15 protein-coding genes are annotated in these 15,397 nt (G+C 63.7%); 6 read left to right on the top strand and 9 right to left on the bottom strand.

What is annotated here, in order from left to right:
• Nucleotides 1–244: 244 nt before the first annotated feature.
• Entirely contained in the window at nt 245–1,075 is an 831-nt protein-coding gene (locus tag ACERK3_13455) for a class I SAM-dependent methyltransferase (protein MFA9479292.1), read from the top strand.
• Between the two features lie 119 nt (nt 1,076–1,194).
• On the opposite strand, the gene ACERK3_13450 is transcribed toward ACERK3_13455, so the two are convergent.
• From ACERK3_13450 to ACERK3_13430, 5 genes are all read right to left on the bottom strand, one after another.
• Nucleotides 1,195–2,298 (bottom strand): alpha/beta hydrolase family protein, encoded by a 1,104-nt coding sequence (locus ACERK3_13450; protein ID MFA9479291.1) that lies wholly within the window; start codon nt 2,296–2,298, stop codon nt 1,195–1,197.
• 187 nt (nt 2,299–2,485) lie between these two features.
• Nucleotides 2,486–2,959 carry a dUTP diphosphatase gene (gene dut, locus ACERK3_13445; protein MFA9479290.1) on the bottom strand — a complete coding sequence of 158 codons (474 nt, stop codon included), beginning with the start codon at nt 2,957–2,959 and terminating at the stop codon, nt 2,486–2,488.
• Between the two features lie 156 nt (nt 2,960–3,115).
• Complete coding sequence (locus tag ACERK3_13440) at nt 3,116–3,973, bottom strand: HAD-IIB family hydrolase (GenBank protein MFA9479289.1); 858 nt, start codon at nt 3,971–3,973, stop codon at nt 3,116–3,118.
• An 83-nt stretch (nt 3,974–4,056) separates the two neighbouring features.
• Entirely contained in the window at nt 4,057–4,479 is a 423-nt protein-coding gene (locus tag ACERK3_13435; GenBank protein MFA9479288.1) for a YraN family protein, read from the bottom strand.
• A gap of 28 nt (nt 4,480–4,507) precedes the next feature.
• Nucleotides 4,508–5,683: a peptidyl-prolyl cis-trans isomerase gene (locus ACERK3_13430; protein ID MFA9479287.1), complete on the bottom strand. Its 1,176-nt coding sequence runs from the start codon at nt 5,681–5,683 to the stop codon at nt 4,508–4,510.
• A gap of 155 nt (nt 5,684–5,838) precedes the next feature.
• On the opposite strand from ACERK3_13430, the gene ACERK3_13425 reads away from it, so the two are divergent.
• The 4 genes from ACERK3_13425 to ACERK3_13410 all read left to right on the top strand — a co-directional run bounded on the left by ACERK3_13425 (nt 5,839) and on the right by ACERK3_13410 (nt 9,633).
• Nucleotides 5,839–7,155, top strand: a complete 1,317-nt coding sequence (locus tag ACERK3_13425) for a tagaturonate epimerase family protein (protein ID MFA9479286.1) — start codon at nt 5,839–5,841, stop codon at nt 7,153–7,155.
• Between the two features lie 87 nt (nt 7,156–7,242).
• Entirely contained in the window at nt 7,243–7,815 is a 573-nt protein-coding gene (locus tag ACERK3_13420) for a 3-isopropylmalate dehydratase (protein MFA9479285.1), read from the top strand.
• A gap of 67 nt (nt 7,816–7,882) precedes the next feature.
• Nucleotides 7,883–8,488 (top strand): thioredoxin family protein, encoded by a 606-nt coding sequence (locus ACERK3_13415; protein MFA9479284.1) that lies wholly within the window; start codon nt 7,883–7,885, stop codon nt 8,486–8,488.
• Nucleotides 8,489–8,802: 314 nt separating this feature from the next.
• Nucleotides 8,803–9,633 carry a TraR/DksA family transcriptional regulator gene (locus tag ACERK3_13410; GenBank protein MFA9479283.1) on the top strand — a complete coding sequence of 277 codons (831 nt, stop codon included), beginning with the start codon at nt 8,803–8,805 and terminating at the stop codon, nt 9,631–9,633.
• Nucleotides 9,634–9,712: 79 nt separating this feature from the next.
• Here the strand turns inward: ACERK3_13410 and ACERK3_13405 are convergent, their stop codons facing one another.
• The 4 genes from ACERK3_13405 to dnaK all read right to left on the bottom strand — a co-directional run bounded on the left by ACERK3_13405 (nt 9,713) and on the right by dnaK (nt 14,297).
• Nucleotides 9,713–10,168, bottom strand: a complete 456-nt coding sequence (locus ACERK3_13405; GenBank protein ID MFA9479282.1) for a Rieske (2Fe-2S) protein — start codon at nt 10,166–10,168, stop codon at nt 9,713–9,715.
• Nucleotides 10,169–10,205: 37 nt separating this feature from the next.
• Nucleotides 10,206–11,312, bottom strand: coding sequence for an amidohydrolase family protein (locus tag ACERK3_13400; GenBank protein ID MFA9479281.1), 1,107 nt, complete (start codon nt 11,310–11,312; stop codon nt 10,206–10,208).
• Nucleotides 11,313–11,341: 29 nt separating this feature from the next.
• The gene (locus ACERK3_13395) at nt 11,342–12,100 is read right to left on the bottom strand and encodes an IclR family transcriptional regulator (GenBank protein ID MFA9479280.1); all 759 of its coding nucleotides are present in this window, start codon (nt 12,098–12,100) and stop codon (nt 11,342–11,344) included.
• A 298-nt stretch (nt 12,101–12,398) separates the two neighbouring features.
• The gene (gene dnaK / locus ACERK3_13390; GenBank protein MFA9479279.1) at nt 12,399–14,297 is read right to left on the bottom strand and encodes a molecular chaperone DnaK; all 1,899 of its coding nucleotides are present in this window, start codon (nt 14,295–14,297) and stop codon (nt 12,399–12,401) included.
• 495 nt (nt 14,298–14,792) lie between these two features.
• On the opposite strand from dnaK, the gene ACERK3_13385 reads away from it, so the two are divergent.
• Nucleotides 14,793–15,397 (top strand): OsmC family protein (locus ACERK3_13385; GenBank protein ID MFA9479278.1); only part of this gene is annotated, 605 nt, incomplete at its 3' end.

Below are 15,397 nucleotides of genomic sequence, written 5' to 3'. Positions count from 1 at the left end.
CGAACACCGCCGAACCGTTCGAATCAAAGCTCTCATTAATCAGGGTATGAGTGGGGTATGAAGGTCTTCTAAAAAGCGGATAAAACCAAACTCATGAGCGCGGTCAACAGGATGTGGTTTGAGTGTGCGGGGGTGTGATGCCGGGGGGTGGCGTGGGGGATGGCTTCACGGATTCGTGGGATGGATTCGTGATGTTTGGAGGTGGCTAACTTGCTCTTGTTCACGGTTTCGCTAGATTCCCCCCATGGCAAAACGTAAGAAGCAGAAGAAAACCCGTAACGGCACACTCACCGCGAAGACGGCGGACAAGTACAAGCTCTACCAACGAGCGGTGCAGGAGCCGGAGCATGAGGTGGCGTTTTTCGATCGTGTGTACCGCTCGATCTTCGGCCGAACGCCTACTTTGTTGCGTGAAGACTTCTGCGGCACGTTCGCGATCTGCTGCTCATGGGCGAAGAAGCGCGGCCGAACGGCCATCGGCGTCGACCTCGACCCCGAGCCGCTGGCGTGGGGGCGAGAGCACAATCTCGCCAAGCTGCCCGAAGCGGCGAGAGAGCGGGTGACGATCTACGAGCAGGACGTACGCAAGGTCAACGGCTTCAAGGCCGAGGTGCTCTCGGCTCAGAACTTCTCGTTCTGGATCTTCCACACGCGCAAGGAACTACTGGAGTATTTCAAAGCGGCGTATCGCAATATTGCGAAAGAGGGCATTCTCGTCATGGACATGATGGGCGGCCCGGAGTGCATGGAAGAGGATCATACGGACGAACGCCGATTCAGCGACTTCACCTACGTCTGGGAGCAGGCCCGCTACAACCCGATCACGCACAGCGGGACGTGGAACATTCACTTCGACTTTGACGATGGCACGCGACTGAACAAGGCGTTCACCTACGACTGGCGGTTCTGGTCGATTCCGGAAGTACGCGAGCTGCTGGAGGAAGCGGGCTTCAGCCAGAGCTTCGTCTACTGGGAAGGCGAAGGCGAAAAGGGCGAAGGCGACGGCGTGTGGCGGAAGACGACCAATGCGCCGTCCGACCCGGCGTGGATCGCGTACATCGTGGCGACGAAGTGAGTTTGGGGTTCGTTTGCGGTTGGTGGTTGTGAGCGCGACTGGCGAGCGCGCCGAGGGTTGACGCCCACGGCGTGACGCCGTGGGCGTCGATGGAGGGGGGTGGGTTTTTTGTCGGGCGGTTATTGCGTGATGTTTCGCGCCACGTCTGCCTCGGCGACCTTCTGGTCGGGGTCGTTGGGATCGAGCCAGAGGCTGAGCCAGTTGAGGATTTCTTCGCGCAGTTGCATGAGCGAGTGGCGCGGCCGCATGGCCAGCGACTCGTGGTCTTCATGTTCGAGCACGACGAGCTTGGCGGGGCCGCGCGCGGCGTGGAGCAGTTGTCGGCTGTGGCGGAGGGGGACGTGGCGATCGCGCTGGCCGTGGAGCAGGAGGACGGCGGCGTTGGTGCGGGCGATGGCTTCGAGCGGGCTGGCAGCGATGGGGGGCGTGCCGTTGTGGTGCTGGGTGTAGCGGATGGCGTTGTGGGTGGTGGTGGGTGAGACCAGCCAGGCGAAGGGGCCGAGGATGGCCCGGCCGAAGTCGGGGACGACGGACTCGAAGGTGGCGAACGGTGCGAAGGCGACAACGGCTTCGACGCGTGGGTCGATGGCGGCGAGCTGGATGGCGGTGGCCCCGCCGTAGGAGATGCCGATGACGCCGACGGGCCCGGCGAGCAGTTCGCGTCGTTCGAGTTCGTCGAGGACCTGGACGAGGTCTCTGGATTCGAGGACGCCGTAGGTCAGCCAGTCGCCGGTGGAGTGGCCCTGGCCGCGGAGGTCGACGAGGACGGAGCGGTAGCCCGCGCCGGCGGCGACGCGTCCCCACATGGCGGGGAGGGTGTCTTTCGAGCCGAAGATGCCGTGGAGGACGATGATCGTGCCGCGCGGCTCGGTGGGCACGGGCTCGACGACCTGGTCTTCTTTGGCGTAGACGAGTGCGAACTGATAGCGGTCGCGGGAGGCGACGGGTTCGAGCTTTACGCCGAGCATGGGCACGGGCGATGGGTCGAGCACGCGGACCGCCAGCGACGCGTCGGAGACGCCGGGCGTGCCGACATCGACGCGAAAGCGTGACTCGGTCTCACGGCCGAACCTTGCTCGACTGGGCTTGCGCTCCACGTCGGCCACGCTCAACCCCTGGTTGGGGGCTTTGACCATGACCTCCGCCAACTGCATGGCACAGCCGGGGCTGAACAGCAGGTGGACAAGCAGTACGACCAGACAACAGCGTGAAACTGTGCGCATCGATAAAGAACCTCACGATGCCCCCAAGTGCGTCCGTCACGTTATCACGTGGTACCCGACCCCTCGGCCACGTTCAAGAATCGCTAATTTCTGATTCCTGATTGATGATTGAAACGGCTGATCTTCTTATCGACCAGCGCCGCCCGTTTCTTTCAATCCGCAATTAGAAATCATCGCTTAGCGATTTCTATCGCCCCGTGTGTCCAAAGCCGCCTTCGCCGCGATCGGTCTCGGGCAGCTCGTCGACTTCGAGCCATGCGGTGCGGGGGACCGGCTTGATGAGCATCTGGGCGATGCGCATATGCCGTGTGATCTGCACCGGCTCGGAGCCATGGTTGATTATCGGCACTTTCACCTCGCCACGATAATCTGAATCGATCGTCCCCGGCGTATTGGGCATGGACAGGCCATGCTTGACCGCCAGGCCCGATCGTGGGCGGATCTGGGCCTCATAGCCTACCGGAACCGCCATGGCGAATCCACAGGGGATCAACGCAATCTGGCCCGGTTTGATTGCAACGGGTTGCTCGGCGGGCACGGCGGCGTGCAGGTCCATGCCGGCCGCGTGAGCCGACTGGTAGCTCGGCAGGGCCACGTCCTCGGCGCCCGGCAGCCGACGGATGGGGACGGGGATGGTTTCCTGCTGAAGCTCAGTGTCCATGAGGGAAGATGATACCGGAGTCGGCGGGGGCGTGGGGATTTCGAATTTCGGATTTCGGATTTGGGATTTGTTAAAAATTGCTATCAGTGATCACACGCCAGTGAAGCCGCGATCCCAAATCCGAAATCCGAAATTCGAAATTCGAAATCCCAGTACTCACCATGTTCCGTCGATCATCCGCTGAATGGCCTCGGCGACGCCGTGCTCGGCGTTGGTGGCGGTGACGCGGTTGGCGGCGGCCTTGGCGGGGGCGATGGCGTTGCCCATCGCGACGCCGCAGCCGGCGGCTTCGAGCATGGACAGGTCGTTGATCTCGTCGCCGATCGCGGCCACTTCGTGCGGGGCGATGCCGTACTGGTCGGCGATCCACGACAGGCCGCGCCACTTGTCGACGCCGCGGGCGAAGATCTCCAGGATGTGCACCGTCTCGTCCGGGTCGGGCTTCTGCACCGCCGCGAAGTGGTGCATGAACACCCGGTCGCCGAACGCCGCGCGCAGTCGCTGCTCAAGCTCGGGTAGCCGACGCCCCTCGGCGGCGAGGCCCACGCGGAGGCTGTGGTGCAGGTCGTCCACGGTGACGTTCTGCTGGAAGTGGACGGTCATCTCGCCCACCTCGAACCACCATTGCGTCGTCGGCGTCAGCGAGCCGGCGCCGGTGATGAGGTAGTCATGCCCGGCCAGGTCGGCTTCGCGGTAGACGAGCACCGACTCCGGCTCGTGGTAGAGGCTTTGCACCAGTTCGTGAACGAGGTGGGGTTCGATGACGGCAAAGTCGAGGCTTTCGCCCGTGTCGAGGCGGACGATTGACGCGCCGGTGATGAAAACGCCCAGTTCCAGTTCCGGTATGCCGGTCAGCAGCGAGCGGGCCTCGCACCAGCCCCGGCCGGTGCAGGGGACGACGATCGCCCCGGCGTCGCGGGCGGCGGCGATGGCGCGGCGGTTCTCGTCGCTGACCTGACCGCCGGGGTCCAGCAGTGTGCCGTCGAGATCGATGCCGATGAGTCGGTACTTCATGGTGCGCCAAGTGTCGGCAGGTGGCAGTTCAAGTGCAACTCACCCGAAGCCCACAACGTGACGTTGTGGGCTTCAGCCCCCACTCACACGCGCGATTCAAACGCTCCGACATGATGGCGAATCGTCGGCTTGCCGCGATCCGGCAGGTCGACGCCGACCACATCGAAACGCATCGGCCGATCGTGCAGCCGATACCGCCGAATGAGTCGCACCGCCAGTTGCGTGAGCTTTCGCTGCTTCGCTGCGCCGACGCGGATCTCCGGCGGCAGCGCACCGCCACGCCCGGCTTTCACTTCGACCACCACCACGGTGCGCCCGTCCGGCGCTTCGGCCAGCAGGTCGATCTCACCCACTTTGCAGCGCAGGTTGCGTGCCACCACGCGGTAGCCGACGCGTTTGAGATGCTTCGCCGCGGCGCGTTCGCCGCGTCGGCCGAGCGATAGCTGAGGGTTGCCCCCGCAGAGCCAGCCGAGCCCGGCGAGCCAGTTCTGTAGTACCCGGTGCATGATGGTGCGCCCCCGGCGTGGCGTGGCGTCATTCGCTCGGAGCGTATCGGCTCATCGCGATCTCAAGCAGCGACGCGGTCATCTCGTCGATCGGGTTGTAGCTGCCCTCCGCGAACAGGTCGCGACGATACTGCTCCGACAGCGTGCGGAACTGTTGGCCACGCAGCAGATTCTCAATCTCCAACTGCGCGTCGCGCAGCGAGCGGGCGCCCTGCTGATCGACCTCGGCCACGCGAATGAACCAATACGCGTCGCCCGCCTCGATCGGCCCGGCGTGCTCGCCTTGCGCCAGCTCGGCGAGCGCTTCGTTCAACGCGTCATGCGCCAGCGGCGCTTCGCCCGGTGCCGCGAGTTGGCGTACTTCGTCGCTCGCGTCCGCGAAGAGAACGCCTTCGGCCAAGGCGTCGGCGATCCGCTGAGACTCGTCGGCCTCGCCGGTGCGGATCAGCTCGATCATCCGCTCGCCCTGCGGGTTGAACTGCTCGTAGCGATCCTGGTAGTACCGCCGAATGTCACGGCGGGTGACGTTGATCTGTGGAAACAGCCGACGGTGCAGGTAACGCTGCACGATTACTTCTTGTCGATACGCCTCCAGCGTGTCATCCAGCCCCATGCCGGTCGTATCTTGAAGCTGACGCTCGGCCACAGCCAGCGAGCCTTGCCCGTGTTGGCGAAGCAACTGCTCGCGACGCTGGCGGACCATGTGGCGAAGGCCCATGCGCTCCTGCTCGGTCAGGTCGCGCTCGGCAGCGCCGAGCACCAGCGCGTCGGTGACGATCTGGTCGAGCTGGCCGGCGATCAACCGCGCGGCGTCCTGGCGGAACTCGTTGCGCGAGAGCTGTCGGCTCATCGCGGTAAGCTGGTCGCGCACCGGTTCGAGCACCCGCCGGGCGTAGATCGGTCGGCCGTTGACCTGGCCGATCATGCCGTCCATTGTGTGCCTCGTGCGGTCGCCCGGATCGTCCGCCACCGCCGCGGCCGCCCGCTCCGCCGCCTCTTCAGCAACCGCCGAGGGCGGCATGTCCTCAACCGGCACGTCGGCAGCATCGGGTGGCACGTCGGCCGGCACGTCCGCAGCCGGGGCATCCTCTGCTGGCGGCACCGGCTCCAACAGCCCCTGCGCCAAAGCCATCGACGTCGGCCAAGCCAACACCGCCACCATGCACCACCGGCCCATCATTCGCGTTCCATGCGTCATAGCCATCAGTGTATGACCCCGTCGGCCGTTAGAAAAGCCCGGCAGGGCCACACGCGCCCCCTCTCGCCCCGCCACCCGCGGCTTTGACGCCGCCAGCCTTGCCAGCTACGTTGCGAAGCTTGATTCAGCCTCACCAACCGACCAGAAAGGGCAGCTCTCTTATGTCCGGTACGCAGCAATCCAAACCGCTCGGCCTCAAACCCACCTTCGGCTTCGGCGACCGCCTCGGCCTCGCGACGCCCGGCCACTTCGAGGCCTGCCGACAGCAGGCGGGGCCCATCCGCGGCATCTTCGCACAGCAGTCCATCCGCGAAATGCAGCGGACCAACCGCACGCCCGACGACGTCATGAACGCCGCCATCAATGACCTCAAAGCCGTCGGCTACACCGGCGAATGGGGCTCCGACGCCGACCACCTCAAGACTGAAAAAGACGTCGACTACACCGCCGCCGCCGGCTTCGTCTTCTTCACCATCGACCCCTCCGACGACGTCGACGAGCAGGCCGACGACTACGACGCCGCCACCCTCGACCAGCGCTTTGCCGCCGTCAAGGGCGAAGTCGCCTGGCTTGACCGTTACAAGGGGCAGACGATCCAGGTCCCCGACGGGCCGGAGATCCATTTCGACGACACGACGCTCAAGCGTGCCGCCGTGAAGTACGGCCGCGCGATCACGCATACCATCAAGCTCGCCAGCTATATCCACAAGGTCATGACGGAGCGCGGCGCTGACTATGAAATCGAGCTCAGCGTCGACGAAACCGCTCAGCCGACCACGGTTGCCGAGCATTACATCATCGCCGACCAGTGCCGCGAAAACCTGCCCGACCCGAGCAAGCTCGTCAGCCTCGCGCCGCGCTACGTGGGTGACTTCGAGAAGGGCATCGACTTCAAGGGCGACATCAAGCTCTTCGAAGCTTCGCTCGCCGAGCACGTCGCGATCGCTGAGCACCTTGGCCCGTATAAGCTGAGCCTGCACTCGGGCTCGGACAAGTTGTCGGTGTATCGCTCGTTCGCCCGGATCACGCGTGGGCGATTCCACGTGAAGACGGCCGGCACGAGCTATCTCGAAGCGTTGCGGGCGGTGGCGAGGCATGAGCCCGATCTGTTCCGCCGAATCATCGACTTCTCGCGCGGCCGATTCGCAGTAGACAAGGCGACCTACCACATCTCCGCCGACCCGGACAAAGTGCCCGTGCCCGCGGCGGTCGCGGACGCGGCGTCGCTGGAGCGGATTTACCTGGATGAGAACGACGGCCGACAGATCCTGCACGTGACCTTCGGCTCCGTGCTGACCGACGACTACCTCAAGGCCGAGATGCTCCGCGTCCTCAAAGCACACCCCGACACGCACAAACAGGTGCTCGCCCACCACCTCGGCAAGCACCTTGAGCTGTTGCGCGAGGGCATGATGGAAGCCCGTGACGCGCATGCCACGGACGAGCGTCACACCTGGGAAACCGCCAGCGAGACGTAAAACGTGCGTTTCACCCGAAGCCCACGGCGTCACGCCGTGGGCGTCTGCTAGAATGTCGTTTTTCCCCGATCCCCTGGAACCAGCACCATGGCCAGCGAAATCATCACCGGCAAGGCCTTCGTCCTCGGCGACGATATCGACACCGACCAGATCATCCCCGCCGAGTACTTGGCCTACAACCCCTCCGACCCGGAGGAACGCAAGTACTTCGGCATGTACGCCATGGTCGGCGTGCCCGAGACCAAGTGCGGCCTGCCCAAGGGTGGCATGAAGTTCGTCCCCGAAGGCGAGTTCAAGACCGAGTACACCGTCGTGATCGGTGGCAAGAACTTCGGCTGCGGCTCGTCGCGCGAACACGCGCCGCTCGCCATCGCCGAGGCCGGCGCTCGCGTCGTCGTCGCCGAGTTCTACGCACGCATCTTCTTCCGAAACTGCGTCAACGGCGGCTACCTGCTGCCCTGCGAAACCACGCAGCGCCTTATCGAGGAAATCAGCACCGGCGACGAGGTCGAAGTCGACATCGACAACGCAAAGCTGACCAACAAGACCAACGGCAAGACGTACGAGCTCAAGCCGCTCGGCGACGTCAAGCCCATCGTCGACGCAGGCGGCGTCTTCGACTACGCCCGGCAGACCGGCATGCTGGGAAAGAAGGAATAGTTCCGTTCGTTGCGCTGTTCAGCGGGTCGCCCCGCAAGGGCCCAACACGGATCGCATTGGAGGCGACATGACCCAAGGCAACATTGAACAGGGCTCCGCTGACCTGACCAGCGCCGCGTACCTGCAACAGAAGCACGAAGCGGGCCTGAGCTACGAGGCGTACCTCGCCGCCGGCACTGCCGCGCAGCGTGACAACTGGCAGCGGATCTACGAGCAGGCCACCCTCACCGACGCTCAGCTGAAGCTGCTGGGCTCGTTCGAGCGTGAGATCAAGGTGCTCGGGCTTTCGGGCATCTGGTGTGGCGACTGCGTGCAGCAGGGGCCTCTGATCCAGAAGATCGCCGAGGCCAGCGACGCCATCGACCTCCGCTGGCTCGACCGTGACGAGCACATGGACCTGCAGGAGCAGGTGATGATCAACGCCGGCCATCGCGTGCCGGTGCTGGTCTTCTGTGCCGAGGACTACGAGCCGGTGGGCTGGTTCGGCGACCGGACGCTGAATCGCTATCGAGCACTTGCTGCCAAGCAGCTTGGCGGCGCTTGTCCGCTGCCCGGCGCACCGGTGGACCGCGACGAACTCGCCGCGACGATGCAGGACTGGCTCGATCAATTTGAGCGGGTGCATCTGCTGCTGCGTCTGAGCGGCCGACTGCGTCAGAAACATGGCGACTGACGCGTAATTCAAGTGACCATAAACGCATTCAAAACCCTGCGTTAAGGCGTATTTGCAGGTGGCGGCGGTATGCTGCGCGGAATCGGGGGGCTGTCGTCCGATAAGTGTGTCAGGAGGGGTGCTCAACCTTCGAAGTTAGATGGTCGAATGAACCTTTGTGCTTGCCGAGCGTAATGGAGCACGATAAACTCCCGCGTTCCGATCGGGATCGCTCCCGCCGGGCCTTGCGTATTTTCGGGGTCCGGGGTCGCGTCAGACGGTCGGGATTGAGAGGTCGAGCCGATTGCTCGGCTGGCTTCTCGGGATCCTTGTGAGTGGAGACGCCGCACGTGGCCCGAAAGAAGACGTCCAAGAAAAAAACGACCCAAACCCGGCAGAGCAAGGCGACTACGTCCTCAAAGGCGAAAGCGTCCAAGTCAAAAGCATCCAAGTCAAAAGTCGTCAAGAAAAAGTCGACTCCGGCCGGGAAGGTGACTAAAAAATCTGCCAAGCGGCCGGCGCGGAAAAAAAGCGCCGCCAAGACCACCACACGGACCACCGACCGGGCGGTGAAGTCCAGCGGCAGTAAGTCCGCCAAAGCGAAGTCAACCCCCCAAAGTACGGCAGCCAGTTCGTCCAGCACCGGGCGGACGAAAAAGGCTGACACCAAACGCGCCAAGGCAGGCGCGAAGGCAGGGAAGGAAGTTATGGGCAAGGAAGCGAACGGCCGGAGTCATGTGCAGTACGACGCGGCCGACAACAGGGACCTGTCCCGCGAGGAACTGCGCAAAATCAAAACCGGGCTGACCAAGAAGGAACTCACGTTCTTCCGTCAGTTGCTGCTGGAAAAACGCGGTGAGCTCATCGGCGACGTGGAGTCGCTGCAAAGCGACGCCCGCAACGGCGGCGGCGGCATCAGCTACGAACACATGGCCGACGTCGGCACGGACAGCTACGAGCAGGAGTTCGCGCTCGGCCTGGCCGAGACCGAGCGAAAGATCCTCCACGAGATCGACGACGCCCTCGAGCGCATGAGCGAAGGCTACTACGGCGTCTGTGTCGCCTCGGGACAGCCCATCGGCAAGCCACGCCTGGAAATCAAGCCCTGGGCCAAGTATTGCATCGAGGTCGCTCGCGAACGCGAGAAGCGCGGCCTCATGAGCTGATCGGTTTTACGTATAAAGAACAAAGCCCACGGATGGCCATCCGTGGGCTTTATCTTGCGCGCTCGTATTGATGTCGAGCTTATACGTGCAGCACGACCAGGCCGTCTTCGACGCTGACGGGGAAGGTTTCGACGCTGGGGTCTTCGCCACTTTCGCTGGCGGGGCACGCGCCGCTGCGGGCCTGGGCGTCGTCCTGTTCGATGGTGACCTTGTACGTTTTCACGCGCAGTTTGTGCGGGTTGAACACGCTCTTGCCGGTGAGGATGTCAAACTCCCAGCCGTGCCATGGGCAGCGGACGATTTCGCCTTCGCGGTCCCACTGATATTCGTTGGGCTTGGAGGGTAATGTCGTGCCGGTGACTTTGCCCTGGCATAGCGGGGCCATCTGATGCGGGCAGATGTTCCGCAGCGCGTGGTAGTTGCCGTGCACGTTGAACACGCCGATGGATCGGCCGTTGATTTCAACGATCTTTCGCTCGCCTGGCGGCAATTCGCTTGCACGGCAGACGGTGTGACGTTGCGTGGTTTGTGGCATGGCTTGGTTTCGGGTTAGTGGTTTGGGGTTGGCGGGGTCACCGTGGCTTGAGGTTGTAGAGCTCTGCGGCGTTTTGCCACATGATGCGCTGCTTCAGGGGCTCGGGCAGCTTGGGCAAGCCATGCACGGGGCAGTCGTTGTCCCAGTGCGGGTAGTCGCTGGAGAACATGACAGTCTTCTCCGCGTGCACCATGTCGAGTATCTGCAGCAGGTGGTCTTTCTTCTCCGGCTCTTCGATCGGCTGCGTGGTGAAGCGGATGTGCTCGACGAGGTATTCGCTCGGCGGCCGGGTGAGCCAGGGGGTGGTGGCGCGGAGGGACTTCCAGTTTTTGTCCAGCCGCCACATCAGGTGCGGCGCCCAACCGATGCCGCCTTCGATGCAGACGAACTTGAGCTGGGGAAACTCACAGAACACGCCGCGGCTGATGAGGCTGCTGACTTGGCCCATGTAGTTCTGGCTGAGGTTGGAATGCCACTCGAAATAGCTGGCGGGGAAACCGGGGGCGAACGTGTTGGCGATGCCCGTCGACTCCGCGCCGGGGTGCACCGCGACGGGCATGCCCATCTCGCAGGCGGCTTCGTAGATCGGCCAGTAGAAGCGGTCGCCCAGCGCGGTGCGCGTCGCGCTGGTCATGATGACCTGCACGAGGCGTTCGTGTCCGCCGATGCGTCGGATCTCTTTCACGGCTTCGGCGGGGTTGTTCGGCGCGACGAGCAGCGAGCCGAGCATGCGCGGGTCTGCGTCGAGCCATTTCTCGGCGAACCACTCGTTATACGCGCGGGCGACGGCGGCGCCGTAGTCGGCCTCGGCATGCACGCCGCAGGAGAGAATCCCGCCGCCGGTGAGAATCACGTAGTCCATGTTGTACGCGTCGATCAACTGCTCGCGCATCTTCGCGATCGACGAGCCGGGCTTGCCGCCTTCGTCCGGCACGGCATCGGCGCGAGCGACGCCCAGCGGGCTGCTGAAACCCGCTCGGCCGGGCAGGGAAAGCCCGCGCTGACGGAAGTACTTCGGCAAGTAGCGGGCGATCTCGTCGGGGCTGCTGAATGCGTTGTGGACGTCGCAGTCGATGAGGCTCAACTGCTTGCCGCTGTCCGCGGCGTCCGCGGAAGCGGCTGTCGGGGCGGTCGTCGTGGTCATGGGGTTTCAACTCCTGGGTAGAGGATTCGTCAGGTTTGTTCGGTGGATTGAGTCAACTCGGCGGCGCTGGTTGTGATGGTGTCGATGCATGTCTGCTCGGCTTCGTCGGTCGGTGCGATGTCGGCGCTGCGGTACGCGCCCAGCGCGCCGGCGAGCTGGCCGTCCGCGCCGAACACCGGGGCCGCCATCCGCCAGCTCCGACTCGAACTCGGCGGCACGGCGTAGCCAAGCTGCCGCACCTGCGCAAGGTACGCGTCCAACGCCGACACGCTCGGCCACAAGGCGTTGGCGGACTCCTCAAACGGATACCGCCGACGGTGCGCGTCGCGCTGCTCGGCCGGCCAGTAGGCATGGAACACCAGCCCCGACGCGCTGCCATAGGCTGACAGCGTGCTGTGCGGCCGCTGCATCCGCTCCGGCTGCACACGGTCCACGCGAAGCACGGTGAGCACTTCGCCACCCACCGCCTCGGCGTACTGCACCTGGTCGACCATCGGCAGCGCCTGCACGAGCCTCGGCAGCATCGCCTCCACCCGCCTGAGCAGCCCGCGACGCGACTGCCGCTGCACCAGCGCCTGCGGCCCCGAGCCGAGGCGATAACGCACCGGCCGACGCGTCTTGTCCACGTAGCCCCGCGTCGCCAGCGTCCGCAGCAGGTTGTGCATCGTCGGCGGCTTCATAGTCAGTCGGTCACATAACTCCTGCAACGACAGGCCATTCTCCGCTTGCGACAGTAGTTCAAGCACGAGCAGACCCCGGTCGAGCGATTGTAGAGTGCCATTTGACAAGTTCAGATATCCTGAATAAATGTTCCAAATATATGATGACTTGACGGGTCGTGTATGTCAACCCTTTTTGCCTGGGCTGCTCTGCATGCAATTGTGCTGGTCGCCCGCGGCGGGTCCGCTGGCGCGGAGCGAGGCGCATGCGGTGTTCGTCGTGTCGATGCATGCCCATAAAAAAAACCGCCCCACCCATGCGACTGGGTGGGGCGGTTGATCTATGAAAACCGGCGACCTGCCGGGCTTGTCAGCGACTGCCGGGCGTGCCGGGGGTGCCGGGGGGTACCCGGGGGCCGGGGTTTGATCAGTCTTTGACTTCGTACTCGGCGTCGATGACGTCTTCGTCGGGCTTCTTGCCGGCGTCGCCTTCGCTGGGTTGCTCACCTTCAGCGCCGGGCTGCTGGCCGGACTTTTCGTAGACGGCTTTGCCGAGTTCCTGGGCTTCCTTGTTGAGCTCTTCGAGGGCTTTCTTGATGGCGTCGACGTCGTCGCCCTTGACCTTGTCTTCGACGCTGGACAGGGCGGACTCGATACGGCCGCGGACGTCGGCGTCAACCTTCTCGCCGTGCTCTTCAAGCTGCTTGCGGATCTGATAGACGAGGTTCTCCGCCTGGTTGCGGGTGTCGATCAGTTCGCGCTTCTGCTTGTCTTCGTCGGCGTGGGCCTCGGCGTCTTTCTTCATCCGCTCGACCTCTTCTTCGCTGAGGCCGGTCGAGCCTTTGATTTCGATCGACTGCTCCTTGTTGGTCGCCTTGTCGGTGGCGGAGACGTTGAGGATGCCGTTCGCGTCGATCTTGAACTTCACTTCAATCTGCGGCATGCCGCGCGGGGCGGGGGCGATGCCGGCGAGGTTGAATCGGCCGAGCGTGCGATTGCCTTCCGCCATGTCGCGCTCGCCCTGGAGCACGTGGATGGTCACCTCGGACTGGTTGTCCGCCGCGGTGGAGAAGACTTCGCTTTTCTCGGTGGGGATGGTGGTGTTGCGTTCGATGAGCTTGGTCATCACGCCGCCGAGCGTTTCGATGCCGAGGCTCAGCGGGGTGACGTCGAGCAGCAGCACGTCTTTGACGTCGCCTTCGAGGACGCCGCCCTGGATGGCAGCACCGATGGCGACCACTTCGTCGGGGTTGATGCTCTTGTTCGGTTCTTTGCCGAACAGCTCTTTGACGATGGCCTGCACCTTGGGCATGCGCGTCGAGCCGCCGACGAGCACGACTTCGTCGATATCGCCTGCCTTGAGGCCGGCGTCGGTCATGGCCTTGGTCACCGGCTCGCGGATGCGGTCGAACAACTCGGAGCAGACCTGCTCGAACTTCGCGCGGGTGAGGCTGATCTGCAGGTGCTTCGGGCCTTCCTGCGTTGCGGTGATGAACGGCAGGTTGACGCTGGTTTCCTGCGCGGTGGACAGCTCCATCTTGGCTTTTTCAGCGGCTTCCTTAAGTCGCTGCAACGCCATGGCGTCCTTGCGGAGGTCGATGCCTTCCTGCTTTTTGAATTCGTCCGCGAGGTAGTCGATGAGGCGCTGGTCCCAGTCGTCGCCGCCGAGGTGTCCGTCGCCGTTGGTCGAGAGCACTTCGAACACGCCGTCGCCGATGTCGAGGATGGAGATATCGAACGTACCGCCGCCGAGGTCGAACACGGCGACTTTTTCGTTGGCCTTTTTGTCCAGGCCGTAGGCGAGCGCTGCCGCGGTGGGCTCGTTGATGATGCGTTCGACCTTGAGGCCCGCGATTTCGCCGGCTTCCTTGGTGGCTTGGCGTTGGGAGTCGTTGAAGTAGGCGGGCACGGTGATGACAGCCTTGTCGACCTTGTCGCCGAGGTATTCTTCGGCGGTTTTCTTGAGGTCGCCGAGGATCATGGCGCTGACTTCCTGGGGCGTGTAGTCCTTGTTGCGGACCTTGACGCGCACGAGTTCCTCTTCACCGCCGGTGACTTCGTAGGGGACGTTCTTCTCCTCGGCGTGGACTTCCTTGTGGCGTCGGCCCATGAAGCGTTTGATGGAGAAGACGGTGTTCTTGGGGTTGGTCACCTGCTGATGCTTCGCCGGCTGGCCGACGAGGCGTTCGTCCTTGTCGGTGAAGGCGACGATGGACGGGGTGACGCGGTTGCCGGAGGCGTTGATCAGCACTTTGGGCTGACCCGCTTCCATGACGGCGACCACGGAGTTGGTGGTGCCCAGATCGATGCCGATGGTTTTGGCCATGATGGCTACCTCGCTTCCTTTTGGCGGTCCTGCTGAATCGTGTTATGTCTGCTGCGGCCCAAATGGCTGCACAGGCGCGGTGCGCCCGCTCTAGGTTTTGCAAACGCGATGCCACGCTTCCAGCCGAATGAGGGCCGTTTTCGGGCATACAAGCCTGCCATCGGGCGGTTGGAGTGATGGGAGACTGCCAAATTGACCGGCGGAGGGGCGGTGTTTCGAGTTTCAAGTTTCGAGTTGAGGCAAGTGTTGCCCATTTTTCAGCGATTCCCTGATTGCATTGCCGATGGCCTGCGGGAACATATTGATAGGCATGCATTTAGGCCGGCGAAGATACGCCCCGCGCGTAACGGGACGGCCTGACCGCCCGCTCGACATGAGCCTCGACACCAGACCTCGCGGTCTACGGCTCGATCGGTCGTCAATGCGATGCTTCACACAACCATGCTAATGCCCGCCGCAGGGCTCTGGTGACGACGGGCCGGCAAGAAGGCCACCATGTCCGCAGACCCCACACCCACCGCAGACCCCACACCCACCAGGCACACCCTCAACGGCGTCAACCTCAATCAGCTTCACGCCACCCTCGACATGCTCAGGCAAAGCGATGACGAAGCGTCGCACTTCGTCTTCCGCGCCCGCAATCAATGGATCGACGGCGGACACAACCAGACCCGCATCAAGGACTTCTCCCTCGCCGGCGAAGAAGACAGCAGCCGTGCCGCCATCGACGGCTGGACGTACGACGCCGACGAACCGCCCGTCCTGCTCGGTGAAAATCACGGCCCCAACCCGGTCGAGTACCTTCTCGCCGCGCTGGCGAGCTGCCTGACCACGAGCATGATCGTCCATGCCGCGGCGCAGGGCATCGAGTTGGAGCAGGTCGAAGCCCACCTCGACGGCGACCTGGACATCCGCGGATTCCTCGGCCTGAACTCGAACATCCGCAACGGCTACCAGCAGATCCGCGTCCGCTTCGACATCAAGGCCCCCGCCGCCACGCCGGAGCAGCTCGATGAACTGGTGCAGATGGCGCAGGCGCGCTCGCCGGTGTACGACATGGTCACGCATGGCGTGCCGGTCGATGTGCAACGGAGCCATTG

It is taken from the genome of Phycisphaerales bacterium AB-hyl4 (genome assembly GCA_041821185.1).
GTDB lineage: Bacteria > Planctomycetota > Phycisphaerae > Phycisphaerales > Phycisphaeraceae > Natronomicrosphaera > Natronomicrosphaera hydrolytica.
Note: the sequence above shows the minus strand (reverse complement) of the source record. Positions and strands in the feature narration are given on the sequence as shown.